General features: G+C 53.7%; 27 protein-coding genes and 1 pseudogene. 18 read left to right on the top strand and 10 right to left on the bottom strand.

The genetic code is table 11. The features are described 5' to 3' along the window. Positions 1–22: 22 nt before the first annotated feature. The 3 genes and pseudogenes from EOS98_RS22615 to EOS98_RS24640 form a co-directional block, all read right to left on the bottom strand. On the bottom strand, positions 23–412 hold the full coding sequence (locus tag EOS98_RS22615) for a DUF3021 family protein (RefSeq protein ID WP_020838108.1): 390 nt from the start codon (positions 410–412) through the stop codon (positions 23–25). After that, positions 400–702: pseudogene (locus EOS98_RS22610) on the bottom strand (hypothetical protein); the annotation flags it as partial. The pseudogene EOS98_RS22610 and the gene EOS98_RS22615, both read right to left, overlap by 13 nt. After that, positions 672–923, bottom strand: coding sequence for a hypothetical protein (locus EOS98_RS24640; protein WP_001583668.1), 252 nt, complete (start codon positions 921–923; stop codon positions 672–674). The pseudogene EOS98_RS22610 and the gene EOS98_RS24640, both read right to left, overlap by 31 nt. A gap of 185 nt (positions 924–1,108) precedes the next feature. Between EOS98_RS24640 and lptM the strand changes: the two genes are divergently transcribed. The 8 genes from lptM to corA all read left to right on the top strand — a co-directional run bounded on the left by lptM (position 1,109) and on the right by corA (position 8,212). Continuing rightward, positions 1,109–1,312, top strand: a complete 204-nt coding sequence (gene lptM, locus EOS98_RS22605) for an LPS translocon maturation chaperone LptM (RefSeq protein ID WP_000799903.1) — start codon at positions 1,109–1,111, stop codon at positions 1,310–1,312. Between the two features lie 36 nt (positions 1,313–1,348). Then, positions 1,349–2,173, top strand: a complete 825-nt coding sequence (dapF, locus tag EOS98_RS22600; RefSeq protein ID WP_001160671.1) for a diaminopimelate epimerase — start codon at positions 1,349–1,351, stop codon at positions 2,171–2,173. Further along, complete coding sequence (locus EOS98_RS22595) at positions 2,170–2,877, top strand: DUF484 domain-containing protein (protein WP_000812760.1); 708 nt, start codon at positions 2,170–2,172, stop codon at positions 2,875–2,877. Before dapF ends, EOS98_RS22595 begins: the two co-directional genes overlap by 4 nt. Further along, complete coding sequence (gene xerC / locus EOS98_RS22590) at positions 2,874–3,776, top strand: tyrosine recombinase XerC (RefSeq protein WP_000132874.1); 903 nt, start codon at positions 2,874–2,876, stop codon at positions 3,774–3,776. Before EOS98_RS22595 ends, xerC begins: the two co-directional genes overlap by 4 nt. Further along, the gene (yigB, locus tag EOS98_RS22585) at positions 3,776–4,492 is read left to right on the top strand and encodes a 5-amino-6-(5-phospho-D-ribitylamino)uracil phosphatase YigB (protein ID WP_126524404.1); all 717 of its coding nucleotides are present in this window, start codon (positions 3,776–3,778) and stop codon (positions 4,490–4,492) included. The genes xerC and yigB overlap by 1 nt, the downstream gene beginning before the upstream one ends. Positions 4,493–4,627: 135 nt before the next feature. Further along, positions 4,628–6,790, top strand: coding sequence for a DNA helicase II (uvrD, locus tag EOS98_RS22580; protein ID WP_000383436.1), 2,163 nt, complete (start codon positions 4,628–4,630; stop codon positions 6,788–6,790). 259 nt (positions 6,791–7,049) lie between these two features. Continuing rightward, positions 7,050–7,106: a YsgD/CorL family protein gene (gene ysgD, locus EOS98_RS24970; protein ID WP_212723238.1), complete on the top strand. Its 57-nt coding sequence runs from the start codon at positions 7,050–7,052 to the stop codon at positions 7,104–7,106. 155 nt (positions 7,107–7,261) lie between these two features. Beyond that, positions 7,262–8,212 carry a magnesium/cobalt transporter CorA gene (gene corA, locus EOS98_RS22570; protein ID WP_000947139.1) on the top strand — a complete coding sequence of 317 codons (951 nt, stop codon included), beginning with the start codon at positions 7,262–7,264 and terminating at the stop codon, positions 8,210–8,212. A 48-nt stretch (positions 8,213–8,260) separates the two neighbouring features. Here corA and yigF read toward each other — a convergent pair whose 3' ends face one another. Genes yigF through yigI form a run of 4 tightly spaced genes read right to left on the bottom strand, consistent with a single transcriptional unit; the run spans position 8,261 to position 10,545 of the window. Further along, positions 8,261–8,641 (bottom strand): inner membrane protein YigF, encoded by a 381-nt coding sequence (gene yigF, locus EOS98_RS22565; RefSeq protein WP_000356594.1) that lies wholly within the window; start codon positions 8,639–8,641, stop codon positions 8,261–8,263. Positions 8,642–8,656: 15 nt separating this feature from the next. Continuing rightward, a complete protein-coding gene (locus EOS98_RS22560; RefSeq protein WP_001538085.1) occupies positions 8,657–9,115 on the bottom strand; it encodes a membrane protein in 459 nt (152 codons plus the stop codon). Between the two features lie 34 nt (positions 9,116–9,149). Next, entirely contained in the window at positions 9,150–10,034 is an 885-nt protein-coding gene (gene rarD, locus EOS98_RS22555; RefSeq protein ID WP_000339080.1) for an EamA family transporter RarD, read from the bottom strand. A 43-nt stretch (positions 10,035–10,077) separates the two neighbouring features. Further along, on the bottom strand, positions 10,078–10,545 hold the full coding sequence (gene yigI, locus EOS98_RS22550; protein ID WP_001277136.1) for an acyl-CoA thioesterase YigI: 468 nt from the start codon (positions 10,543–10,545) through the stop codon (positions 10,078–10,080). Between the two features lie 164 nt (positions 10,546–10,709). Between yigI and pldA the strand changes: the two genes are divergently transcribed. From pldA to rhtC, 3 genes are all read left to right on the top strand, one after another. Next, complete coding sequence (gene pldA / locus EOS98_RS22545; protein WP_001201692.1) at positions 10,710–11,579, top strand: phospholipase A; 870 nt, start codon at positions 10,710–10,712, stop codon at positions 11,577–11,579. An 83-nt stretch (positions 11,580–11,662) separates the two neighbouring features. After that, the gene (gene recQ, locus EOS98_RS22540; protein ID WP_001533487.1) at positions 11,663–13,492 is read left to right on the top strand and encodes an ATP-dependent DNA helicase RecQ; all 1,830 of its coding nucleotides are present in this window, start codon (positions 11,663–11,665) and stop codon (positions 13,490–13,492) included. A gap of 63 nt (positions 13,493–13,555) precedes the next feature. Next, a complete protein-coding gene (gene rhtC / locus EOS98_RS22535; protein WP_000928814.1) occupies positions 13,556–14,176 on the top strand; it encodes a threonine export protein RhtC in 621 nt (206 codons plus the stop codon). A gap of 39 nt (positions 14,177–14,215) precedes the next feature. Here the strand turns inward: rhtC and rhtB are convergent, their stop codons facing one another. Next, a complete protein-coding gene (gene rhtB, locus EOS98_RS22530; RefSeq protein WP_000142523.1) occupies positions 14,216–14,836 on the bottom strand; it encodes a homoserine/homoserine lactone efflux protein in 621 nt (206 codons plus the stop codon). Positions 14,837–14,946: 110 nt separating this feature from the next. Here rhtB and pldB point away from each other — a divergent pair, with 110 nt between their 5' ends. From pldB to EOS98_RS22515, 3 genes are all read left to right on the top strand, one after another. After that, a complete protein-coding gene (pldB, locus tag EOS98_RS22525) occupies positions 14,947–15,963 on the top strand; it encodes a lysophospholipase L2 (protein ID WP_000487685.1) in 1,017 nt (338 codons plus the stop codon). A 15-nt stretch (positions 15,964–15,978) separates the two neighbouring features. Beyond that, positions 15,979–16,779 (top strand): sugar/pyridoxal phosphate phosphatase YigL, encoded by an 801-nt coding sequence (gene yigL, locus EOS98_RS22520; RefSeq protein ID WP_000285338.1) that lies wholly within the window; start codon positions 15,979–15,981, stop codon positions 16,777–16,779. An 80-nt stretch (positions 16,780–16,859) separates the two neighbouring features. Then, positions 16,860–17,759, top strand: coding sequence for a carboxylate/amino acid/amine transporter (locus EOS98_RS22515; protein ID WP_001196257.1), 900 nt, complete (start codon positions 16,860–16,862; stop codon positions 17,757–17,759). Here the strand turns inward: EOS98_RS22515 and metR are convergent. After that, positions 17,647–18,600 (bottom strand): HTH-type transcriptional regulator MetR, encoded by a 954-nt coding sequence (gene metR, locus EOS98_RS22510; RefSeq protein WP_000569786.1) that lies wholly within the window; start codon positions 18,598–18,600, stop codon positions 17,647–17,649. The genes EOS98_RS22515 and metR overlap by 113 nt on opposite strands. Before the next feature lie 248 nt (positions 18,601–18,848). Here metR and metE point away from each other — a divergent pair, with 248 nt between their 5' ends. Next, positions 18,849–21,113, top strand: coding sequence for a 5-methyltetrahydropteroyltriglutamate--homocysteine S-methyltransferase (metE, locus tag EOS98_RS22505; RefSeq protein WP_126524403.1), 2,265 nt, complete (start codon positions 18,849–18,851; stop codon positions 21,111–21,113). A 334-nt stretch (positions 21,114–21,447) separates the two neighbouring features. Then, the gene (locus EOS98_RS22495; RefSeq protein WP_021294455.1) at positions 21,448–22,791 is read left to right on the top strand and encodes an anaerobic sulfatase maturase; all 1,344 of its coding nucleotides are present in this window, start codon (positions 21,448–21,450) and stop codon (positions 22,789–22,791) included. A gap of 79 nt (positions 22,792–22,870) precedes the next feature. Here EOS98_RS22495 and EOS98_RS22490 read toward each other — a convergent pair whose 3' ends face one another. Beyond that, the gene (locus EOS98_RS22490) at positions 22,871–23,683 is read right to left on the bottom strand and encodes a dienelactone hydrolase family protein (protein ID WP_000213957.1); all 813 of its coding nucleotides are present in this window, start codon (positions 23,681–23,683) and stop codon (positions 22,871–22,873) included. 258 nt (positions 23,684–23,941) lie between these two features. On the opposite strand from EOS98_RS22490, the gene udp reads away from it, so the two are divergent. Continuing rightward, positions 23,942–24,703: a uridine phosphorylase gene (gene udp / locus EOS98_RS22485; RefSeq protein ID WP_127821210.1), complete on the top strand. Its 762-nt coding sequence runs from the start codon at positions 23,942–23,944 to the stop codon at positions 24,701–24,703. Positions 24,704–24,842: 139 nt separating this feature from the next. Next, entirely contained in the window at positions 24,843–26,273 is a 1,431-nt protein-coding gene (gene rmuC, locus EOS98_RS22480) for a DNA recombination protein RmuC (RefSeq protein ID WP_000355562.1), read from the top strand. Positions 26,274–26,316: the final 43 nt, after the last annotated feature.

The raw sequence follows: 26,316 nt of genomic DNA, 5'->3' as shown, positions 1-26,316 counted from the left end.
CAGCTTCTGGAACCGATACGAATTACCGTTGTGAGCGGTAAAGGATAAAACCCAGCGGTAGATAAATGACGATAAATAGCGCACTGGTGATAAGTATGACGGACGCGTTAACCGGGAAATGGTTCAGAGCCGACAGCATTGCCACCATCAGCGCGACGCAGCCGCCGCAGAGGAGAAAATGCAACAGGATTAAGGGGGCGCGCGGCTTTGCTTTGATATCCAAAAGAGCGCTAAGCAGACCGAGTACCGCGCTTATCGTCAGAACCCCGGCAGCTTCAACACCGTTTATCGTGCCGTGCATAATGCTTTCAATAATGACGTAAATGCATGAACCGATCCCCACGCCCCGAAGGGCGTTTTTCAAATGTTTAATCAAGTGCGCAAAACGGTTTAGCGGCGTCATTTTTGGCATTCCGGTGCCTGCGTTATGATGATGATGTCTTTATTGTTGGTGTACATGACGTTCCTATTCAGAGTATGCGTCTTATCCGGGCAGGGGGATGCTGTTCGGTAAAGCTGGCTGCCAATCCACGTATAAACATAGCGGTTGTCATACGCAAAACGCTCGGTGACTTTTAGCGGCCCATTGATGCTAAAGACCTGAATACCCTGACCTTGCTGGCTATCACGCATAAAATAGCCATGCTCTTTTCCGGCGTTAATTTCCCGGTTCAGGAAGGGGGCTGGGCTATCCAGTTCCAGCCCTGAGTTGCCGGGTTAATCAATGAATTGGGTAACCGACGCAGGCGTTTGAAATTCACCTCCGGCAACGAAAGATTGTTCTCCTCTTCTGGCTGGAGATAAACCACGCCGCTGCCTTGCCGTTGATAAACATTGTGCGGAGGTTCACTCAGCCGGCATCCCCAGGCGGGAGGCAGCAGAAGTGAAAGCGAAAAAAGGCAAAACAAATTACGATATTGCATAAGGTCATCCGGACGTGGTACGTAAACCTAAAGTGATTAGCAAAGCATGTTCCCTGATGTAAATGCGCAATAATCATGGCAACGCGCCGCTTTTCAGATTTTATAAAGAGCCCCTAAACGCTTGCTTTTACGCCTTCTCCTGCGATGATAGAAAATAGAAAGCATGAACTTACAGGCAATCCATAATGAAAAACGTGTTTAAGACACTCGCTGTACTTCTGACTCTGTTCAGCCTGACGGGCTGCGGTTTGAAAGGGCCGCTTTATTTCCCGCCAGCCGATAAAAATGCGCCGCCGCCGACGAAAAAAGTCGATTCGCAAACGCAGTCCACGATGCCCGATAAGAACGATCGCGCAACGGGAGATGGCCCGTCCCAGGTCAATTACTGAGGATAGTTTTCTGTCCCCGCGTGAACGGAGTGAATGATGCAATTCTCTAAAATGCATGGCCTTGGCAACGATTTTATGGTCGTCGACGCGGTAACGCAGAATGTCTTTTTTTCGCCGGAACTGATTCGTCGGCTATCCGACAGACACCTGGGCGTAGGGTTCGATCAGCTGCTGGTGGTTGAGCCGCCCTATGATCCTGAGTTGGACTTTCATTACCGCATCTTCAACGCCGACGGCAGTGAAGTCTCGCAGTGCGGCAATGGCGCGCGCTGTTTCGCGCGATTTGTTCGCCTGAAAGGGCTAACCAATAAACGCGACATTCGGGTCAGTACCGCGAATGGCCGGATGGTACTGAGCGTCACGGAAGATGAACTGGTGCGGGTGAATATGGGGGAACCAAACTTTGAACCCGCGCAGGTGCCTTTTCGCGCCAACAAAGCGGAAAAGACGTATATTATGCGAGCGGCGGAACAGACCATACTGTGCGGCGTGGTTTCAATGGGCAATCCGCACTGTGTCATTCAGGTTGATAACGTCGACACGGCGGCCGTTGAAACACTGGGGCCGGTTCTGGAAAGCCATGAGCGTTTTCCGGAACGCGCCAACATTGGTTTTATGCAGGTTGTAAGACGTGAGCATATCCGGCTACGAGTCTATGAACGCGGCGCAGGGGAGACCCGCGCGTGCGGCAGCGGCGCGTGCGCTGCCGTTGCCGTGGGGATTCAGCAGGGGCTGCTGGCTGAAGAAGTACGCGTGGAATTACCGGGCGGTCGGCTGGATATCGCCTGGAAAGGTCCGGGTCATCCGTTATACATGACTGGTCCGGCGGCACATATCTACGACGGATTTATCCATTTATGAAGCAACCAGAGGAAGAACTACAGGAAACGCTCACGGAACTGGACGATCGAGCGGTCGTCGATTACCTGCGCCACCACCCTGAGTTTTTTATCCGTAACGCCCATGCCGTGGAAGCGATGCGTGTTCCACATCCCGTGCGGGGAACGGTTTCGCTCGTTGAGTGGCATATGGCCCGCGCGCGTAATCACATCAATGTGCTTGAAGAAAATATGACGCTGCTGATGGAACAGGCTCATGCCAATGAAAGCCTGTTTTATCGCTTGCTGCATCTGCAAAGCCGTCTGGTCGCCGCGGATAGTCTGGATGAGATGCTGATGCGGTTTCACCGCTGGGCGCGCGATTTGGGGCTTGCCGGCGCGACGCTGCGTTTGTTCCCGGATCGGTGGCGTCTTGGCGCGCCATCGCGCTATACGCATCTGGCTTTAAACCGTCAGGCCTTCGAGCCGCTGCGTATTCAACGACTGGGACAGTCGCAGCATTATCTTGGCCCGCTAAACGGCCCGGAACTGCTGGTGGTCTTGCCGGAGGCGAAGGCTGTAGGGTCGGTAGCCATGTCGATGATGGGCAGCGATGGCGACCTCGGGGTGATTCTCTTCAGCAGCCGTGACCCGCACCACTATCAGCCGGGGCAGGGGACGCAGCTTTTACAGGAGATCGCGCTGATGCTGCCGGAACTGCTGGAACGCTGGATTAAACGCGTATGACGGATGTCGCGCTTTCTCAGGATGTCTCGCGTTTCCTGCGCTATTTAGGCGTGGAGCGCCAGCTTAGCCCCATTACCCTGCTGAACTACCAGCGTCAGCTTGATGCCATTATCGCTTTAGCCGGAGAAACCGGGCTGAAAAGCTGGCAACAATGTGACGCTGCGATTGTGCGCAGTTTTGCGGTGCGCAGTCGGCGCAAAGGGCTTGGCCCTGCCAGTCTGGCGCTACGTCTCTCGGCATTGCGAAGCTTTTTTGACTGGTTAGTCAGTCAGGGCGAATTGAAAGCTAACCCGGCGAAGGGCGTCTCCGCACCGAAAGCGCCGCGTCATCTGCCGAAAAATATTGATGTCGACGACGTTAACCGCCTGCTGGACATCGATCTTAACGATCCGCTCGCCGTACGTGATCGGGCGATGCTGGAGGTCATGTACGGCGCGGGACTGCGTTTATCCGAACTGGTTGGCCTGGATATAAAGCACCTCGATCTCGATACCGGAGAAGTGTGGGTAATGGGTAAAGGCAGCAAAGAGCGACGCCTGCCGATTGGCCGTAACGCGGTGACGTGGATTGAGCACTGGTTGGATCTGCGCGGCCTGTTCGCCAGCGATGAAGAGGCGTTATTCCTGTCGAAGCTCGGCAAGCGTATCTCCGCGCGCAATGTCCAAAAACGGTTCGCCGAATGGGGCATAAAGCAGGGGCTAAACAGCCACGTGCATCCACATAAGCTGCGCCATTCGTTCGCGACCCATATGCTGGAATCGAGCGGCGATCTGCGCGGCGTGCAAGAGCTGCTGGGTCATGCCAACCTTTCCACCACCCAAATTTATACTCATCTTGATTTTCAACACCTTGCTTCAGTGTACGACGCGGCGCATCCGCGCGCTAAACGGGGGAAATAATGCGTTTTTACCGGCCTTTGGGGCGTATTGCCGCGCTCACCTTTGACCTGGATGATACCCTTTATGATAACCGTCCGGTGATTTTGCGTACTGAGCAGGAAGCGCTCGCTTTTATGCAAAATTATCACCCGTCGCTACGTTCGTTTCAAAACGTCGATTTACAGCGGATACGGCAGGCGGTGCGTGAAGCGGAGCCGGAAATCTATCATGACGTTACCCGCTGGCGCCATCGTGCGATAGAGCAGGCCATGCGGGATGCGGGATTATCGGCGCAGGAGGCCATTGCCGGCGCGAATGCGGCGATGATGCATTTTGCCAAATGGCGCAGCCAGATTGAGGTTCCGCAGGCTACCCATGAGACGTTACAGCAGCTTGCGAAAAAATGGCCGCTGGTGGCGATCACTAACGGCAACGCCCAGCCGGAACTGTTTGGCCTCGGCGATTACTTTAAGTTTGTACTGCGCGCAGGCCCGGATGGACGTTCCAAGCCGTTTAGCGACATGTATTTCCTGGCGGCGGAAAAACTGCATGTGCCGATCGGCGAGATCCTGCATGTCGGCGACGATCTGACTACCGATGTGGCTGGCGCTATTCGCTGTGGGATGCAGGCCTGCTGGATCAAGCCGGAAAATGCCAACCTGATGCGGACGCAGGACAGCCGTTTACTGCCGCATATCGAAATTTCGCGGTTGGCATCTCTCACCTCGCTGATATAATCACCAGTAGTTCTGTATAAATTCCCAGTTATTCTGGCGGATGGCGCTATGCTTATCCGCCCTACGATAAGTAGCCCCGGTAAGCGAAGCGCCACCGGGCGTTTTTAGTTTTCATGTTTTTACGCGGCGGTGCCAATGGACGTTTCTTACCTGCTCGACAGCCTTAATGATAAACAGCGCGAAGCGGTGGCCGCGCCACGTAGCAACATGCTGGTGTTGGCGGGCGCGGGAAGCGGGAAAACCCGCGTGCTGGTGCACCGTATCGCCTGGTTACTGAGCGTAGAAAACAACTCGCCATACTCCATCATGGCGGTGACCTTTACCAACAAAGCGGCGGCGGAAATGCGCCATCGTATTGGCCAGTTGATGGGGACCAGCCAGGGCGGAATGTGGGTAGGGACGTTCCACGGTCTGGCGCACCGCCTGCTGCGCGCGCATCATATGGACGCTAATTTGCCGCAGGATTTCCAGATTCTCGACAGCGAAGATCAGATGCGTTTGCTTAAACGCCTGATTAAGGCGATGAATCTTGATGAGAAGCAGTGGCCGCCGCGTCAGGCGATGTGGTACATCAATAGTCAGAAAGACGAAGGGCTACGCCCGCACCATATCCAAAGCTATGGCAACCCGGTGGAGCAGACCTGGCAGAAGGTGTATCAGGCCTATCAGGAAGCGTGCGATCGCGCTGGTCTGGTGGATTTTGCCGAGCTACTGCTGCGCGCTCATGAACTATGGCTGAACAAGCCGCACATCCTGCAACACTATCGCGAGCGGTTTACTAACATCCTGGTGGACGAATTCCAGGATACCAACAACATTCAGTACGCCTGGGTTCGTCTGCTGGCGGGCGATACCGGTAAAGTGATGATTGTCGGCGACGATGACCAGTCGATTTACGGCTGGCGCGGGGCCCAGGTAGAGAACATCCAGCGCTTCCTCAATGATTTCCCCGGCGCGCAGACCATTCGTCTGGAGCAGAATTACCGCTCGACCAGCAACATCCTTAGCGCGGCGAACGCTCTGATTGAGAATAACAATGGGCGTTTGGGTAAAAAGCTGTGGACTGACGGCGTTGATGGCGAACCGATATCGCTGTACTGCGCTTTCAACGAACTGGATGAAGCGCGCTTTGTGGTTAACCGTATCAAAACCTGGCAGGACAACGGCGGCGCGCTTGCGCAATGCGCCATCCTTTATCGCAGCAACGCCCAGTCGCGCGTGCTGGAAGAAGCGTTATTACAGGCCAGTATGCCGTACCGCATTTACGGCGGTATGCGCTTCTTCGAACGCCAGGAGATCAAAGATGCGCTCTCTTATCTGCGTTTGATTGCCAATCGCAACGATGATGCCGCCTTTGAACGCGTGGTGAATACCCCAACGCGCGGTATCGGCGACCGCACGCTGGACGTGGTGCGCCAGACCTCGCGCGATCGCCAGCTAACATTGTGGCAGGCGTGCCGTGAATTGTTACAGGAAAAAGCCCTGGCCGGGCGTGCGGCCAGCGCGCTACAACGCTTTATGGAACTGATTGACGCTCTGGCGCAGGAAACCGCCGACATGCCGCTGCATGTGCAGACTGACCGGGTGATCAAAGATTCCGGCCTGCGCACCATGTATGAGCAAGAAAAAGGCGAGAAAGGCCAGACGCGCATCGAAAACTTAGAGGAACTGGTGACGGCGACGCGGCAGTTCAGCTACAACGACGAAGATGAAGATTTGATGCCGTTGCAGGCCTTCCTCTCTCACGCGGCGCTGGAAGCGGGCGAGGGGCAGGCGGATACCTGGCAGGATGCGGTACAGCTGATGACGCTGCACTCGGCCAAAGGCCTGGAGTTTCCGCAGGTGTTTATTGTCGGCATGGAAGAGGGCATGTTCCCCAGCCAGATGTCGCTGGATGAGGGCGGGCGTTTGGAAGAGGAGCGTCGTCTGGCCTACGTCGGCGTTACCCGTGCCATGCAGAAACTGACACTAACCTATGCCGAAACGCGTCGTCTGTACGGTAAAGAGGTTTATCATCGCCCGTCGCGTTTTATCGGCGAACTGCCGGAGGAGTGCGTGGAAGAGGTCCGTCTGCGCGCCACCGTCAGTCGTCCGGTGAGCCATCAACGAATGGGAACGCCGCTGGCGGAAAACGACACAGGCTACAAACTCGGCCAACGCGTGCGCCATGCGAAGTTCGGCGAGGGAACTATTGTCAACCTGGAGGGCAGCGGCGAGCATAGCCGGTTGCAGGTGGCTTTTCAGGGGCAAGGGATCAAATGGCTGGTTGCCGCGTATGCGAAGCTGGAAACGGTTTGACCGGCTCTCATAGTGCCGGGTGGCACCTCTTATCCGGCCTACGCGCTGGCTAACATTTTGATTTGTAGGCCGGATAAGGCGAAGCCGCCATCCGGCGATATATTGATGTTAATATTCTGAAATCATAGATAAATACTCTCACTCTGCTAACCTTTCTGCATAAGGGGAAATTATTGCTTTTTCGCGTTTCGTTGCGTGTTGACGGCAAATTTTTGCTGGCGTAACATGCGCCCACGATTACGCTAAGAGGACATTCGCCTTGGACACACCCAGTAGATACTGGCTCATTATCCTGTCATCCAGGATCAACTCCTAAGGCTATCCCTTTTTGCTGATAGCCTTAGCGGTTGTCAGCGACCTTTCATTTTTTCCCGTCGCGTTGAGTCAGGCTGTTTAATGGTCTGAAACCCAATTTGTTTCTGTGTGCCCATCTGAACTGTCCGATATTTTTACGCATTGGGAGTCCCGGTCATGCTGAGCGCATTTCAACTGGAAAAAAACCGACTGACCCGGCTGGAAGTCGAGGAGTCACAAAGCCTGATTGATGCCGTATGGGTCGATTTGGTCGAACCGGACGACGACGAGCGATTGCGCGTACAATCTGAGCTGGGCCAGAGTCTGGCGACGCGTCCTGAACTGGAAGATATCGAAGCATCCGCGCGCTTCTTTGAAGACGAAGACGGACTGCATATCCACTCCTTCTTCTTCTTCGAAGATGCGGAAGATCATGCCGGTAACTCTACGGTGGCATTCACTATTCGCGATGGCCGTCTGTTTACGCTGCGTGAACGTGAACTGCCCGCCTTCCGTTTGTATCGTATGCGCGCCCGCAGCCAGGCGATGGTCGACGGTAATGCTTATGAATTACTGCTCGATCTGTTCGAAACCAAAATTGAACAGCTAGCGGATGAGATCGAAAACATTTACAGCGATCTGGAAAAACTGAGCCGCGTCATTATGGAAGGGCATCAGGGCGATGAATACGACGAAGCGCTCTCCACGCTGGCGGAACTGGAAGATATCGGCTGGAAGGTACGCCTGTGTCTGATGGATACCCAACGCGCGCTGAACTTCCTGGTGCGCAAGGCGCGCTTACCGGGCGGACAGCTGGAGCAGGCGCGTGAGATCTTGCGCGATATCGAATCTCTGCTGCCGCACAATGAATCGCTGTTCCAGAAGGTGAACTTCCTGATGCAGGCGGCGATGGGTTTTATCAACATCGAGCAGAACCGCATTATCAAAATCTTCTCGGTGGTTTCCGTGGTGTTCCTGCCGCCGACGCTGGTCGCTTCCAGCTATGGGATGAACTTCGAGTTTATGCCGGAACTGAAGTGGAGCTTTGGTTATCCAGGCGCGATTATCTTTATGATTCTGGCGGGGCTTGCGCCGTATCTGTACTTTAAGCGCAAGAACTGGTTGTAAAGCATTAAGGCCAGGGTGATTCAGCTGCGGCTGAACCACCCTGAAAAGTTACAGGCTCCAGGTATTGATACCTTTAACCTCTTTTTCATAGAACCACTTATTTGTATTGACGCCGACATAAGCTGCGACAACAAGTCCAAGTATGTTAACGCCGATTAATGCTCCAATAAATATTGCAACGATCCCTAATAAAATAACTATAATTGCTTTTTTCCACAGACCCAGTACAAACAAATAAATCCATGAGAAGAAAAAGGCAATAAAGTTTATTTGAATAGTCAACCGTTGTCGGGGCTTTAATGCTTTAAATGCCTGTTTATATTCTGGGCTTACTTTCCAAAATCCAGGGAAACCATGTTGATCGTAAAATGAAAAACGGTATTTCCATTTTTCAGATAGCGAACCATCATTAATATAATCCTTGTCCATGTAAACTCCATTAAATTACTTGTTGAGTGAATTCGAATCCGGGGGGGCCAGAAGTAGCAGAGAAAAGGTTGCAAAATACCAGATTAGAAAAAGAGGCATACCAAAGCCATCGCAAGCGAAATCTTCAGCAACCATTATCACGAAGGAGGCAATATAGATTACAAGCGTACCCCATACATAGAATTTTATATATTCAAAGCCACTGTCTCTGAATCGCTGACAGTTTAAATTAATGACGAGATAATGTAGTAAAATTGTGAATAAAATTGCCAGTATCACAAAGCTTAAATGTAATAAAACCCCAACCAAAATGGAAAATATTATATTTATTAGCGCGAATGATAATAAATAACGACATCTGGAAACACATCTCTCAGATGAAGGAATAAAAACACTTAACATTAATTTCACATCCATATGTTGGGTTACGTCGTTAGCATGACAATATGCTACCCCCCTTACAAGGGGAGGCATATTTTTTCAGATTATATTTAGAATAATAGTCGCGTTATTTTTTACGTTGCGTATAAATCGCATCCATCACGAAAATCGCCAGCGCGACCCAGATAAACGCAAATGTCACCATCTTATCCGCGCCCGGCACTTCGCCATAAAACGTCACCGCCAGTAAAAACATCAGCGTTGGGCCGATATACTGGAAAAAGCCCAGTGTAGAAAGACGCAGACGCGTAGCCGCTCCAGTGAAGCACAGCAGCGGAATCGTAGTGACCACACCCGCCGCCATTAACAGCAAGTTCAACGATAGTGCGTTTTGCCCCATATGGCTGGTAGGGCTATCGGCGATGCCAAACAGATAAATCGCCGCGACCGGCAACAGCCATAGCGTTTCGACCAGCATACCCGTCTGCGCTTCAACGGCGATCTTCTTACGCACCAGGCCGTAAAACGCAAAACTAAACGCCAGCCCCAGCGCGATAATCGGCAGTGAACCAAAGGTCCAGAGTTGCACCAGCACGCCGCACACCGCCAGAATCACCGCCAGCCACTGCATTCGACGGAAGCGTTCGCCAAGAAAAATCATCCCCAGCAAGATGTTAACCAGCGGATTAATGAAATAACCCAGGCTGGCCTCCAGCATATGGTGATTATTTACCGCCCAAATGAACAATAGCCAGTTACCGCCGACCAGTACGGCGGACAGGGCCAGCAGGAAAATCTTCTTTGGCGTTTTCAGTAAGCGCTTAACCTGTCGCCACTGCCGGCTGACGCTAAGCAGCGCCACCATAAAGAAAAATGACCAAATCACGCGGTGCGTCAGGATCTCATCTGCGGGAACGTAATAGATCAGCTTGAAATACGCGGGGGCGATCCCCCAAATAAAATAGGCGGCAAGAGCGAGTAATACGCCCTGCCGTGTTTGTTTTGCGTCCATCCGGAAAACTCGTATCTGAAGTGTAACAACAGTTTACCTGCTTTTATCCCACCATATAAGTAGCGGTGGCGCTGGCGATGTACAGCTGATCTTCATTGTGTAATTCCACGCGGGCGACGGCCACTTTATTCCCTGCGCGCAGCAGGCTACTGGTGGCCGTAAAGCGGTTGCCTCTGCCCGGACGCAGGTAATCGACGCGCAGGTCAATCGTTCCCATCCGCGACAGGCGCTGGCGTAGTTCATCTTCGCTGATGGTTTCGTGGCGAGTTAGCGTGCTGCCGACGCATACCAGTCCGGCGGCGACATCCAGCGCAGAGGCGATCACGCCGCCGTGTAAAATGCTTTGCGCCCAGTTGCCGACCATCATCGGCTGGTTGTTGAAGGCCAGTTGGGCGAACGCTTTTTCATAGCGTTCCAGCTCCAGCCCTAACGCCCGATTAAACGGCATGTGGTAGACAAACATTTCACCCACTAATTTCAGAGCTTGTTCAGCGGTAAGTACAGCGGACATAGATTCCTGACACTCCATCGGTTAATGAAATGTTGATATTATGCTTCTTAATTGTTGTTTTCTACTTTAAGAAGGGATAACTAACGGCTATGTGTGTAAATATGTAAAAATGGTTGGCAGAGAATGATTCAAGCTGAAAATACTTCGTCAGGAGAACGTCAAGAATGCGGGCGATTTTGAGAGGGTTGTTGCCAGCCACGCTACTGCCATTAGCGGCATATGCACAAGAAGCTACGATAAAAGAGGTTCATGATGCGCCTGCAGTACGGGGAAGTATCATCGCTAACATGCTACAGGAGCATGATAACCCTTTTACGCTTTACCCTTATGACACGAACTACTTGATCTACACGAACACCAGCGATCTGAACAAAGAGGCCATAAGTACCTACAACTGGTCTGAAAACGCACGTAAAGATGAAGTGAAATTTCAGTTGAGCCTGGCGTTTCCGCTGTGGCGCGGAATACTGGGGCCGAACTCGGTACTGGGCGCTTCCTATACGCAGAAATCCTGGTGGCAGCTTTCCAACAGTAAAGAGTCTTCGCCGTTTCGCGAAACCAACTACGAACCGCAGCTTTTTCTTGGTTTTGCTACCGATTATCGCTTTGCCGGCTGGACACTGCGCGACGTAGAGATGGGCTACAACCATGACTCTAACGGACGTTCAGACCCCACCTCGCGTAGCTGGAACCGTCTGTATACCCGTCTGATGGCCGAAAACGGTAACTGGCTGGTAGAGGTCAAACCGTGGTACGTGATTGGCAGTACCGACGATAATCCGGACATCACCAAATATATGGGTTATTACCAGCTTAAAATCGGTTATCACCTGGGCGAGGCGGTATTAAGCGCCAAAGGCCAGTACAACTGGAATACAGGCTACGGCGGCGCGGAAGTTGGATTAAGCTATCCGGTCACTAAACATGTCCGGCTTTATACCCAGGTGTATAGCGGCTATGGCGAATCGCTGATCGACTATAATTTTAATCAGACACGTGTCGGCGTCGGCGTGATGCTTAACGATATCTTCTGATTGGATTGTGTTTTAAACATTGCAGTTTCTCTCGCAGGCGCTGAAAATAGCGCCTGTTTTGATTTATGGTGAACGGGGTTAATGTGGCGCAGGCGGAAGTGTTGAATCTGGAATCAGGGGCCAAACAGGTTTTGCAGGAAACCTTTGGCTACCAACAGTTTCGCCCGGGTCAGGAAGCGATTATTGATACTGCGCTCTCCGGTCGCGACTGTCTGGTCGTCATGCCCACCGGCGGCGGCAAATCTCTGTGCTATCAAATCCCCGCGTTGTTGCTGGACGGATTGACCGTCGTCGTTTCGCCCCTGATCTCGTTGATGAAAGACCAGGTCGATCAGCTACTGGCGAACGGGGTGGCGGCGGCCTGTCTGAACTCCACTCAAAGCCGCGAGCAGCAGCTTGAGGTGATGGCGGGGTGCCGTACCGGACAGATTCGTCTGCTGTATATTGCGCCGGAACGCCTGATGCTGGACAACTTTCTTGATCATCTGGCGCACTGGAATCCGGTATTGCTGGCGGTGGATGAAGCGCACTGTATCTCGCAATGGGGACATGATTTCCGTCCGGAATATGCGGCTCTCGGTCAGCTTCGCCAGCGTTTTCCCGCTTTGCCGTTTATGGCATTGACCGCCACCGCCGACGACACCACGCGCCAGGATATTATTCGTCTGCTTGGGCTTAACGATCCGTTAATCCAGATCAGTAGCTTTGACCGACCGAATATCCGCTACATGCTGATGGAGAAGTTTAAGCCGCTCGACCAGCTAATGCGCTATGTTCAGGAGCAACGCGGCAAATCGGGTATTATCTACTGCAACAGTCGGGCGAAAGTGGAAGATACCGCTGCGCGCTTGCAAAGTCGCGGCATTAGCGCGGCGGCCTATCATGCGGGGCTGGAAAACGCTATTCGCGCCGATGTGCAGGAAAAATTTCAGCGCGACGATCTGCAAATCGTGGTGGCGACCGTCGCTTTTGGAATGGGCATAAACAAACCTAACGTACGTTTCGTCGTGCATTTCGATATCCCGCGCAATATTGAATCCTACTATCAGGAAACGGGCCGCGCCGGGCGCGACGGACTGCCTGCGGAAGCCATGCTATTTTACGATCCGGCTGACATGGCCTGGCTACGTCGTTGTCTGGAAGAGAAACCAGCCGGACAGCTTCAGGATATTGAACGGCATAAACTGAATGCGATGGGCGCTTTTGCCGAAGCGCAAACCTGCCGTCGCCTGGTGTTGCTTAATTACTTTGGCGAAGGCCGACAAGAACCGTGCGGCAACTGCGATATCTGTCTCGATCCGCCCAAACAATATGATGGCTTAAACGATGCCCAGATTGCGCTTTCTACCATTGGCCGGGTTAACCAGCGTTTTGGCATGGGCTACGTTGTCGAGGTGATCCGCGGCGCGAATAACCAACGCATCCGCGATTTCGGTCATGACAAACTCAAGGTTTATGGCATGGGACGCGAAAAGAGCCATGAGCACTGGGTGAGCGTGATTCGCCAGCTCATTCATCTGGGGCTGGTAATGCAAAATATTGCGCAGCACTCCGCATTACAGCTGACGGATGCCGCGCGTCCGGTACTCCGTGGAGACGTTCCGCTAAAGCTTGCAGTGCCGCGCATCGTCGCCCTCAAACCCCGCGTGATGCAGAAATCGTTCGGCGGTAATTACGATCGCAAATTGTTCGCTAAGTTGCGCAAGCTGCGTAAAGCTATCGCTGATGAAGAGAATATCCCGCCGTATGTGGTCTTTAACGACGCCACGCTGATAGAAATGGCGGAACAGATGCCGGTTTCCGCCAGCGAGATGTTAAGCGTTAACGGGGTTGGGATGCGCAAACTGGAGCGCTTCGGGAAAGAATTCATGGCGCTCATCCGCGCGCATGTCGATGGTGATGACGAAGAGTAGTCAGCCCGGCAAAAAAGTGCCAGGATGGTGACTCACTGAACTATTTCCCCGCGAGCCATTTTTATGTTGATGCTATTTTTCACCGTGGCAATGGTGCACATCGTTGCGCTAATGAGCCCCGGCCCCGACTTTTTCTTCGTGTCTCAAACTGCTGTCAGCCGTTCGCGTAAAGAAGCGATGATGGGCGTACTGGGCATTACCTGCGGCGTGATGGTATGGGCGGGCGTGGCGCTGCTTGGCCTGCATCTCATCATCGAAAAAATGGCCTGGCTGCATACGATCATTATGGTAGGCGGCGGCCTGTACCTGTGCTGGATGGGCTATCAGATGCTGCGCGGCGCGCTGAAAAAACAGGATGCGGCGGCGTCTTCTCCGCACATTGAACTGGCGCAGAGCGGGCGCAGTTTTCTCAAAGGGCTGCTGACCAATCTGTCGAATCCGAAAGCGATTATCTATTTTGGTTCCGTTTTTTCACTGTTTGTCGGCGATAACGTCGGCGCTGCGGCGCGCTGGGGTATTTTCGCGTTAATTACCCTGGAAACGCTGGCCTGGTTTACCGTAGTCGCCAGCCTATTCGCGCTGCCGAAAATGCGCCGCGGCTATCAGCGTCTGGCGAAATGGATTGATGGTTTTGCCGGCGCTCTGTTTGCGGGCTTTGGTATTCACCTGATTATTTCGCGCTAATTTACCTCCGGGCCGGATAAACATCATCCGGCACGACTATCACGCGTGTCTTGCCGACGCCAGGAGCGCGCCTACCAGCATAAACAACGAACCAAACGCTTTATTCAGCGCCTTCATCTGCTTTGGTCCTTTAATCCAGGCGGCAATGCGCTGCGCCAGCGTGGCGTAACCGGTCATCACAATCATATCCACCACAATCGTAGTGACGCCGAGAATGAGGTACTGCGCCAGTTGCGGTTGCTGCGGCATGATGAATTGCGGAAACAGGGCGGCAAGAAAGACAATACTTTTGGGATTGGTTAGATTGACAAATATCGCCCGTTTGAACAGTCGACCCCGCGATTGCGTCTGGGCGAGAGTATGCAGATCGATAGCGCCTGCGGCGCGCCATTGCTGGATACCCAGCCAGATAAGATAAGCCGCGCCAGCCCATTTCAGAATTTCAAAAGCGAGGAGCGAGCGCGAAAAGAGCGTACCCAGTCCGACGCCCACCAGTACGATATGTATCCCCAGTCCGGTCTGGAGTCCGGCGATAGAAGCCGCTGCGCCACGATATCCATGGTTGATAGACGTCGTCATGGTATTGATGGCGCCTGAACCCGGAGAAAGACTCAGCAGAGTTGAGGTCAGTAGATAGGCGAACCACCATTCAAAGGTCATGCGAAACTCCCTGGTTGTCTGTTTTTGTGCCACAATACGCTACTGCCGCTGTGTTGTGTCAGGCACGACGCAAAAAACGATTTTACCTGGTAAACGAGGCCGAAAACCCGATGTTTCAGCAGCAAAATGACTGGGAAACAAGAGAAAATGCGTTTGCCGCTTTTGCTATGGGGCCGCTGACCGATTTCTGGCGTCAGCGGGAAGAGGCGGAGTTTATCGGCGTGGGTAACATTCCGGTGCGCTTTGTCCGTTTTCGAAATGATTCCAACGATCGGACGATCGTCATTTGTCCTGGCCGCATTGAGAGTTATGTAAAATACGCTGAACTGGCGTATGACCTTTTTCATCTCGGTTTTGATATCTTCATCATCGACCACCGTGGTCAAGGGCGCTCCGGGCGGATGTTATCGGACCCGCATCGGGGCCACGTTGATCATTTTAACGATTATGTTGAGGACTTAGCGGCGTTCTGGCAGCAGGAAATTGAGCCGGGGCCGTGGCGTAAGCGTTATATCCTGGCGCACTCAATGGGGGGCGCGATAGCCACCCTGTTCCTGCAACGCCATCGTGTGCGGTGCGATGCTATTGCGCTCACCGCGCCGATGTTTGGTATTGTGATACGCTTGCCTTCCTTTATGGTGCGCCATATTCTCGACTGGGCCGAGGGGCACCAGCGTATCCGTGAAGATTACGCTATTGGTACCGGTCAGTGGCGGGCGTTGCCGTTTGGGATGAATGCGCTGACCCACAGCCGCCAGCGTTATCAGCGCAACTTACGATTTTATGCCGACGAGCCGCAGCTGCGCGTTGGCGGCCCCACCTGGCATTGGGTACGCGAAGGCATTCTGGCGGGTGAGCAGGTTCTGGCTGGGGCGAGCGATGACACGACGCCTACGCTACTGATTCAGGCGGAAGAAGAGCGGGTAGTGGATAACCGCACCCACGATCGTTTTTGTGAAATTCGCGCCGCGGCGGGATACCCTTGTGAAGGGGGAAAACCGCTGGTTATCAAAGGCGCGTACCATGAGATCCTTTTTGAAAAGGACGCCATGCGCTCAGTCGCGCTTAACGCCATTGTTGAATTTTTCAACAAGCCTAATTTATCCAGCGGAAATCGCTTTGCTTAGAGGTTAAATTTTATTATGTATCAGGTTGTTGCGTCTGATTTAGATGGCACGCTGCTCTCCCCCGACCATACGTTGTCCCCTTATGCCAAAGAGACTCTGAAGCTGTTGACCGCACGCGGCATCCATTTTGTCTTTGCCACTGGTCGTCATCATGTCGATGTAGGGCAAATCCGCGATAATCTTGAAATCAAGTCTTACATGATCACCTCCAACGGCGCGCGAGTGCACGATACCGACGGGAATTTGGTTTTTACGCATAATCTGGATAGCGACATTGCCAGCGACCTGTTCGGGGTGGTGAATGCGAACCCGGACATCGTGACTAACGTTTATCGCGACGACGAATGGTTTATGAATCGTCATCGCCCCGATGAAATGCGTTTTTTCAAAGAGGCGGTATTTAACTACTCGTTGTTTGAGCCTGCGCTGTTGGAGCCGGAGGGCGTCAGCAAAGTGTTTTTCACCAGCGACACTCATGAAAAGTTGTTGCCGCTGGAGCAGGCGATTAACGCGCGCTGGGGCGATCGGGTAAACGTGAGCTTCTCTACGCTAACCTGTCTGGAAGTGATGGCGGGCGGAGTGTCGAAAGGTCATGCGCTGGAAGCGGTCGCTCAGGCGATGGGGTACAGTCTGAAAGAGTGTATCGCCTTTGGCGACGGAATGAACGACGCTGAAATGCTCACGATGGCGGGCAAAGGCTGCATCATGGGCAACGCGCACCAGCGTCTGAAAGACCTGTATCCCGAACTTGAGGTGATCGGCATCAACGCGGATAACGCCGTGCCGCATTACCTGCGCGATCTTTTCTTACGCTGATGTGATTGTTTGTTAGTTGACCAGTTGTCAACTTCACTCTCCGCTACAATGGGTGTTCCCTGTTTTAAGAGACATCCATTGTGGCGCTACTCATCATTACCACTATCCTGTGGGCTTTCTCCTTTAGTCTATTTGGCGAGTATCTTGCCGGGCATGTCGATAGCTATTTCGCGGTGCTGATACGCGTTGGGCTGGCGGCGCTCGTTTTTCTGCCGTTTTTGCGTACTCGCGGGCACAACCTAAAAACCATCAGCCTGTATATGCTGGTGGGGGCGATGCAGCTTGGCATCATGTATATGTTGAGCTTCCATGCTTACCTCTACCTGACCGTATCCGAACTGCTGTTGTTTACCGTTCTGACGCCGCTCTATATCACGCTGATTTACGATGTGATGAGTCAGCGTCGTTTGCGCTGGGGCTATGCATTTAGCGCGTTGCTGGCGGTGATTGGCGCCGGGATTATTCGCTACGATCGCGTGACCGACCATTTTTGGGTCGGTTTGCTCCTGGTGCAGCTTTCTAATATCAGTTTCGCTATCGGAATGGTGGGGTATAAACGTCTGATGGAGACCCGTCCCATGCCGCAGCACAACGCCTTTGCGTGGTTCTATCTGGGGGCGTTTTTGGTGGCGGCGGTGGCGTGGTCGCTGTTGGGGAACGCGCAAAAGCTGCCGGAAACCACGCTGCAATGGAGCATTCTGGTGTTTCTCGGCGTGGTGGCGTCCGGCATTGGCTACTTTATGTGGAACTATGGCGCTACCCAGGTAGACGCCGGGACGCTGGGCATCATGAATAATATGCATGTTCCCGCAGGACTGCTGGTTAATCTTGCCATCTGGCATCAGCAGCCCCACTGGCCAAGCTTTATTACAGGCGCGGCTGTGATCCTGGCTTCGCTGTGGGTGCATCGAAAATGGGTCGCTCCGCGCTCCGCACAAACGGCAGATGATCGCAGGCGTGATCCCGCGTCGAGCGAATAAACGCCTCGGTCACCGCCTGACGCTGGTCGCCGTCGCGCACGGCGGCATACAGGCGGCTCCACAGACCATCGCCCAGGGTTTTGGTCACCACCAGACCCTGGCGCTCAACGCTTTCCACCACCCAGTGCGGCAGGGCGGCAATACCCATTCTGGCCGCCACCATCTGAATCAGCAGTAGCGTATTATCCACGCTTTTCAGCAGCGGACTGATACCCGCCGGTTGCAGGAAATGTCGCCAGACATCCAGTCGGCTGCGCTGCACCGGGTAAATCAACAGCGTTTCGCTGGCTAAATCTTCCGGCGTAATCTGCGTTTTGCTGGCCAGCGGATGGTCGGGCGCCAGCACCAGTCGGACTTCAAAATCAAACATCGGCGAATAATGCAGCCCGCTGCGCGGCAAAATATCCGACGTCATCACCAAATCCAGCTCGCCTTGTTGCAAGGCCGGTTGCGGATCAAAAGTGACGCCGGATGTGAAATCCATTTCTACCTGCGGCCAGCTTGCACGGAAGTTTTCCAGCGCCGGGGTCAGCCACTGAATACAGCTATGACATTCAATAGCGATGCGCAGACGAGTTTGCTGCGGTTCGTTGCACGCCTGCAGCGCACGGCTGATTTGCGGCAGCACCTGGTTTGCCAGTTGCAGCAGAACTTCCCCCTGCGGCGTAAAGCGCAGCGGCTGGCTTTTACGCACGAACAGGCGGAAGCCAAGGCGTTGTTCCAGATCGCTGAACTGATGAGACAGAGCGGATTGGGTCTGGTGCAGCACCGCCGCCGCGGCAGCCAGCGATCCACTATTCCGCAATGCCTGGAGTGTTTTCAGATGTTTAATTTCGATCATGAAAGTCCTTCACTTCGCCATGAACAAATTGCGCTTGAGGAATATACAGTACCTTTACATTATGGATGTGTAAACATCCAGACGTCTAAAACTCGTCATATTTCGACTTGCAGATGCGTTGGCTTCCTTGCTTACCCCAGTCACTTACTTCAGTAAGCTCCTGGGGATGCGCTGTGTCGCCGCCTTCCTGCAAGCCGAACTATTTAGAGTTTTACTTTCAGATTCAATAAAATAAGAGAGGAAGTAAAATGACAATATTGACTCATACCCTCGGTTTTCCTCGCGTTGGCCTGCGTCGCGAGTTGAAAAAAGCGCAAGAGAGCTACTGGGCGGGGAACACAACGCGTGAAGCGTTACTGGCGGTGGGGCGCGAACTGCGCGCGCGTCACTGGGAGCAGCAGAAACAAGCGGGTATTGACCTGTTACCGGTAGGCGACTTTGCCTGGTACGACCATGTTCTGACCACCAGCCTGCTGTTAGGCAATGTGCCGGCTCGTCATCAGAACAACGACGGTTCCGTGGACATCGACACTCTGTTCCGCATTGGCCGCGGTCGCGCGCCAACCGGCGAACCGGCGGCGGCAGCGGAAATGACCAAATGGTTTAATACTAACTATCACTACATAGTACCGGAGTTCAGCAAAGGCCAGCAGTTCAGACTCACCTGGACACAGTTGCTGCAGGAAGTGGACGAAGCGCTGGCGCTGGGGCATAAGATCAAACCCGTACTGCTGGGGCCTGTCACGTATCTGTGGCTGGGTAAAGTGAAAGGCGAGCCGTTTGACCGCCTGACGTTGCTGAAAGACATTTTGCCGGTGTATCAGCACGTACTGGCTGAACTGGCAAAACGTGGTATTGAGTGGGTCCAAATTGATGAGCCAGCACTGGTGCTGGAACTGCCGCAGGCGTGGCTGGATGCCTTCAAACCGGCTTACGACGCGCTCGCCGGCCAGGTGAAGCTGTTGCTGACGACCTATTTTGAAGGCGTGACGCCAAACCTGGACACTATTATCGCGCTACCGGTACAGGGGCTACATGTTGACCTCATTCATGGCAAAGATGATGTAGCGGAACTGCATCAACGTCTGCCGGTCGACTGGTTGCTTTCCGCAGGCTTGATTAACGGGCGTAATGTCTGGCGCGCCGATTTGACCGAAAAATACGCGCAGATTAACGCCCTTGTGGGCAAACGCGCGCTGTGGGTAGCATCCTCCTGCTCTTTGCTGCACAGCCCGATCGATCTCAGCGTCGAAACGCGTCTGGATACGGAAGTTAAAAGCTGGTTTGCCTTTGCGCTGCAAAAATGCGGTGAACTGGCGTTGCTGCGCGATGCGCTGAACAGCGGCGAAACAGCGGCGCTTGAGGAATGGAGCGCACCGATTCAGGCTCGTCGTCACTCCCGTCGCGTACATAATGCCGCGGTAGAAAAACGCCTGGCGGCGATCACCGCGCAGGACAGCCAGCGTGAGAATCCGTATGAGGTGCGCGCTGAAGCGCAACGCGCCCGCTTTAAACTTCCCGCCTGGCCGACGACGACTATCGGTTCGTTTCCGCAAACCACGGAAATTCGCGGCCTGCGTCTGGACTTCAAAAAGGGCAACCTCGACGCGAATAACTACCGCACCGGCATCGCCGAACATATCAAACAGGCTATCATCGAGCAGGAGCGTTTAGGGCTGGATGTGCTGGTACACGGCGAAGCCGAGCGAAACGACATGGTGGAATACTTCGGCGAGCATCTGGACGGCTTCGTCTTTACCCAGAATGGTTGGGTGCAAAGCTATGGCTCCCGCTGTGTGAAACCGCCGGTAGTGATTGGCGATATCAGCCGTCCGGCACCGATTACCGTGGAGTGGGCGAAATATGCCCAGTCGCTGACCGACAAGCCGGTAAAAGGGATGTTGACCGGCCCGGTGACTATTCTTTGCTGGTCATTCCCCCGCGAAGACGTGACCCGCGAAACGATTGCGAAACAGATTGCGCTGGCGCTGCGTGATGAAGTCGCGGATCTGGAGGCGGCGGGGATTGGGATTATTCAGATCGACGAACCGGCGCTGCGCGAAGGTCTACCGCTGCGTCGCAGCGACTGGGACACCTATCTGGAATGGGGTGTGGAAGCCTTCCGCATCAACGCGGCGGTGGCGAAGGATGAAACCCAGATCCACACCCACATGTGTTACTGCGAGTTCAACGACATTATGGATTCGATCGCCGCGCTGGACGCGGATGTGATCACCATTGAGACCTCCCGCTCGGATATGGAGTTGCTGGAGTCGTTCGAAGCGTTCGACTACCCGAACGAAATCGGGCCGGGCGTGTACGATATTCACTCGCCGAACGTGCCGAGCGTCGAGTGGATTGAAGCCCTGCTGAAGAAGGCGGCACAGCGTATTCCGGCACAACGCCTGTGGGTGAATCCGGACTGCGGTCTGAAAACTCGCGGTTGGCCGGAAACCCGCGCGGCGTTAGCGAACATGGTCAAAGCGGCGCACAATCTGCGTCAGGCGAAATAACCCATCCTGACCGCTGCGTTTATCCGGCAGCAATGCGGCGCTACCCTTTGACGGGTAGCGCCCGTGTCTGACCTGATTAACAGCGCCTCTTTCTTCTCATTTCCCTTTTTCTTATTTTCCGCGCTGTCTTTTTCAGGATCTGGCTATTTGGCGATCTTGATAATAAAAAGGTTCTCCGTATGAATGACAACCAGGCGGATAGCGTCCCCGGAAGCAGCGCGGCGGCTTTTATTGCCTCGCAGATCGTTTGTCCTGTCATGATCGCCCAGCGCTCTCATAGCACAAAACGAGGTTTTCCATTCTGTTATGTTCCCTGGCGACGATAAACGTCGCATTGTCTCATGGCGCTGGTGAACCTTATTTTTTAACGGAGATGTCTGACATGGCGGTAGCAGGTTGTCACGTAATGGCCAAACCCGGCGGCGCGATCTGCAATATTGATTGCACATATTGCTTCTATCTTGAAAAAGAGGCGCTGTACCCGGAACGCAATAAAAACTGGCGAATGTCGGACGAGACGCTGGAACAGTTTATACGCCAGCATATTGCCGCGCAGAGTGGCGACCGCATTGACTTTGCCTGGCAGGGCGGCGAACCGACCATGATGGGGCTACCGTTTTTCCGCCGGGTTGTCGCATTATGTGAAAAGTACGGCGATGGGCGAAAAATCACTCATGCGTTGCAGACGAACGGCATCCTGGTGAATGACGAGTGGGCGCGCTTTTTCGCTGAACAGCATTTTCTCATCGGTCTCTCTATCGACGGCCCGGCGTCGTTACACAACCACTATCGGCTTAATCGCGCTGGAAAAGGAACTCATGAACAGGTCGTCGCAGCAATGGCGCGGCTTAAAGCGCACCATGTCGACTTTAATACCTTAACCGTCGTGGGAAAACATAACGTCGGTCATGCAGCAGACGTCTACGAATTTCTTCTGGCGGCGGGATCGCGTTTTATTCAGTTTATCCCGCTGGTGGAGCGAATGAGCACCGATAACTCATCGGTACTTAATCTGGTGATGCCCGGCGAAAGCGCGGCGACGCTGGCGCCATGGACGGTACCGTCGTGGCAATATGGAGAATTTCTCAACCAGATCTTTGATATCTGGGTTCGTCGCGACGTAGACCGCGTCTATGTGCAGATGTTTGACGTGGCGTTAGCCGCCTGGACGGCGCAGCAGCCGGTACTGTGTGTACATTCCGAGACTTGTGGACATGCCTTCGCGTTGGAGTCGAACGGCGATCTCTACAACTGCGACCACTTTGTCTACCCGGAGCATCTGCTGGGGAATATCCACCAGCACAGCATCAAAACCTTAAATAATAGCGAGCGGGCTATTGCCTTTGGTGAGGCCAAGCGGGAGACCCTGACCGCCGATTGTCGTCGCTGTGACTACCGCTTTGCGTGTCATGGCGGCTGTCCGAAGCATCGCTTTGCCGTCTCGCCGTCCGGTCATCCTGCGCATAATTACTTGTGTGCGGGCTATAAGCATTTTTTCCAGCACGTTACGCCGTATATGAATGTCTGGCGGGAGCTGCTGGCGCAAGGCTATCCGATGGCATCGATCATGCGCTGGCTGGCGCAGGACGCGCGTAAAGACACAGGAGCCGTCAGTCGTAACCATCTCTGTCCCTGCGGCAGCGGCAAAAAATATAAAAAATGCTGTGGTAAAGCATAGCTAACGTGGCGATGACGCTTTGTTGAGCCTACACCGACTCCGGTCTCGTAGGCCCAACAAACATCGTAATGCGCTGTGGTTAGCCTTTTTTCCCGCCGTACTGCGCGAACCATTCCAGCATTCTTTGCCAGCCGTCTTTCGCCGAGGCTTCGTGGTATCCCGGACGATAATCGGCATTAAACGCGTGCCCTGCATCGGGATAGACCACGATTTCCGCCTTCGCATTAGCGGCGCGTAGCGCCTGACGCATGGTTTCCACGCTCTCCTGTGGAATACTGGTATCCTGCCCGCCGTATAAACCCAGTATCGGCGCGTTAAGATCGGTGGCGATATCAACGGGATGCTTCGGCGAATTGAGTGACGTGTCGCCCACCAGCTTGCCGTACCACGCTACCGCCGCTTTTAACTGTGGGTTGTGCGCGGCGTACAGCCAGGTAATTCGGCCTCCCCAACAAAAACCGGTGATCATCAGCCGATGCGCATCCCCGCCGTTGCGCGAAGCCCAACTGGCGACGTGATCCAGGTCGGCAAGGACTTGCGAATCGGGTACTTTAGCCACCAGCCCGCTCAATAATGTGGGTATATCGGCGAAATCATTGGGGTCGCCTTCGCGGAAATAGAGTTCCGGCGCGATAGCGAGATAGCCTTCCAGCGCCAGTCGTCGGCAAATATCGCGAATGTGTTCATGTACGCCAAAAATTTCCTGTACCACAATGACCACAGGCAGCGCGCCGTCGCTCGCTTTTGGTCTGGCGTAATAGGCTGGCATATCGTCGCCCTGAGAGGGGATCGACGTTATCCCCGCGCTAATGGCCCCATCAGGCGTATGAATCATCGTAGGGGCAAGTGGGGAAGCTGCAGGTGCAAAGCCGGATGGATGTGTCGTTGTCATGGTATTCTCCGTACCCTTAAAAAATAGCGCAATCTTAACTATAGACAGTGTGTAACAAACCACATTGCCTTAAAGCGGCTATCTTTTGTGCAATGCCTGGCGATATTGATTATTTATTGTGATACGCATCACTTTTTAATGGTAATCGAGTGCAATTGTTTTACGCCATAGTGATGGCTGTCACGAAAATATCTTTATGCCTTAGGTAAAGTGTCTTTTTGCTTCTTCTGACAAACCCGATTCACAGAGGAGTTTTATATGTCCAAGTCTGATGTTTTTCATCTCGGCCTCACCAAAAACGATTTACAAGGGGCCCAGCTCGCCATCGTCCCTGGCGATCCTGAGCGTGTGGAAAAGATCGCCGCGCTGATGGATAAGCCGGTTAAGCTGGCATCTCACCGCGAATTCACCTCCTGGCGCGCTGAGCTGGATGGCAAAGCAGTTATCGTTTGCTCTACCGGTATCGGCGGCCCGTCTACCTCTATTGCCGTGGAAGAACTGGCGCAACTGGGTATTCGTACCTTCTTGCGTATCGGCACCACGGGGGCTATTCAGCCGCACATTAACGTCGGTGACGTTCTGGTAACGACCGCATCCGTACGTCTGGATGGGGCGAGCCTGCATTTTGCGCCGATGGAATTCCCGGCGGTTGCCGACTTTGCCTGCACCACTGCGCTGGTTGAAGCCGCGAAATCGATTGGCGCCACGACTCACGTTGGCGTAACCGCCTCTTCCGACACTTTCTATCCGGGTCAGGAACGTTACGACACCTATTCTGGCCGCGTTGTGCGTCGCTTCAAAGGCTCTATGGAAGAGTGGCAGGTGATGGGCGTAATGAACTACGAAATGGAATCCGCTACGCTGTTAACCATGTGCGCAAGCCAGGGGTTACGCGCAGGTATGGTGGCGGGCGTTATCGTCAACCGTACCCAACAAGAGATTCCGAATGCGGAAACGATGAAACAAACTGAAAGCCACGCGGTGAAAATCGTCGTGGAAGCGGCCCGTCGTCTACTGTAATTCTCCTCTCTTTTGCAAAGGCCGACGCGTTCGGCCTTTTCTTTTTGCGTGGCGCCTCGCAGGAAATCCCTTTTAAACTGGACGTTTATACAGCACAATTCTATTTTGTGCAGGACAGTGTGGTTCCAGGAGAGGTGTTGTGGATATTACTCTTATGATAAGCGCCGTCGTGGCGCTGGCGGCTGGGGCGGTGATTGGCTGGCTGGCGACGAAAGCGCACGCCGATCAAATCCGCGCCGATCTTATCGAAGAACGGCGTGAGCTGGATATCGAACTTAGCGCGGCCCGGCAGCAATTAGCGCAAGAAGCGCACTGGCGCAGTGAATGCGAGTTACTTAATAACGAACTGCGTAGCCTGCACAGTATTAATACCTCTCTGGAAGCCGATCTGCGTGAAGTCACGACCCGTCTGGAAGCGACTCAGCAACACGCGGAAGACAAAATCCGTCAGATGATCAACAGCGAACAGCGTTTAAGCGAGCAGTTTGAAAATCTGGCGAACCGTATCTTTGAACACAGTAATCGTCGCGTAGACGAACAAAACCGACAAAGCCTGAATAGCCTGCTGACGCCGCTGCGTGAGCAACTGGACGGTTTTCGCCGCCAGGTTCAGGAGAGTTTTGGCAAAGAAGCGCAGGAACGGCATACGCTGGCGCACGAAATTCGTAATTTGCAGCAGCTTAACGCGCAAATGGCGCAGGAAGCGATCAACCTGACGCGCGCCCTGAAAGGGGACAATAAGGCGCAAGGAAACTGGGGCGAAGTTGTGCTGGCGCGGGTGCTGGAGGCATCCGGACTGCGTGAAGGCTACGAATACGAAACCCAGGTTAGTATTGAGAACGATGCGCGCTCGCGGATGCAGCCGGATGTCATCGTCCGCTTGCCGCAGGGCAAAGATGTGGTCATCGACGCTAAAATGACGTTGGTCGCCTACGAGCGTTACTTTAACGCTGAAGATGACTATACGCGCGAGGCCGCTTTACAAGAGCACATCGCCTCGGTGCGCAATCATATTCGCTTACTGGGGCGTAAAGACTACCAGCAGCTTCCCGGCCTCCGCTCGCTGGACTATGTTCTGATGTTTATCCCCGTAGAACCCGCTTTCCTGCTGGCGTTAGATAAACAGCCCGAACTGATAACCGAGGCGCTGAAAAATAACATTATGCTGGTAAGCCCCACGACGCTGCTGGTGGCGTTACGGACAATTGCCAACCTGTGGCGCTATGAACACCAGAGCCGCAATGCGCAGCACATCGCGGACAGAGCCAGTAAGCTCTACGATAAAATGCGGTTGTTCGTTGATGATATGTCAGCGATCGGTCAGAGTCTGGATAAAGCGCAGGATAACTACCGCCAGGCGATGAAAAAACTTGCGTCGGGGCGTGGCAACGTTTTGGCGCAGGCGGAGGCCTTCCGGGGGCTAGGCGTGGAAATCAAACGCGAGATTAATCCGGATTTAGCGGAACAGGCCGTTACGCAAGATGAAGAATATCGTTTACGATCGATCCCTGAAGGGCGGCAGGATGAACATTATCCCAATGATGAACGGGTGAAGCAGCAGTTAAGTTAACCCATACGGAGTAGTTTAGTCCTGGCGCAGAGTAGGGCAAATT

The sequence above is a fragment of the Salmonella sp. SSDFZ69 genome, from assembly GCF_004010755.1.
In the GTDB taxonomy this organism is placed as follows: Bacteria; Pseudomonadota; Gammaproteobacteria; order Enterobacterales; family Enterobacteriaceae; genus Salmonella; species Salmonella enterica.
Note: the sequence above shows the minus strand (reverse complement) of the source record. Positions and strands in the feature narration are given on the sequence as shown.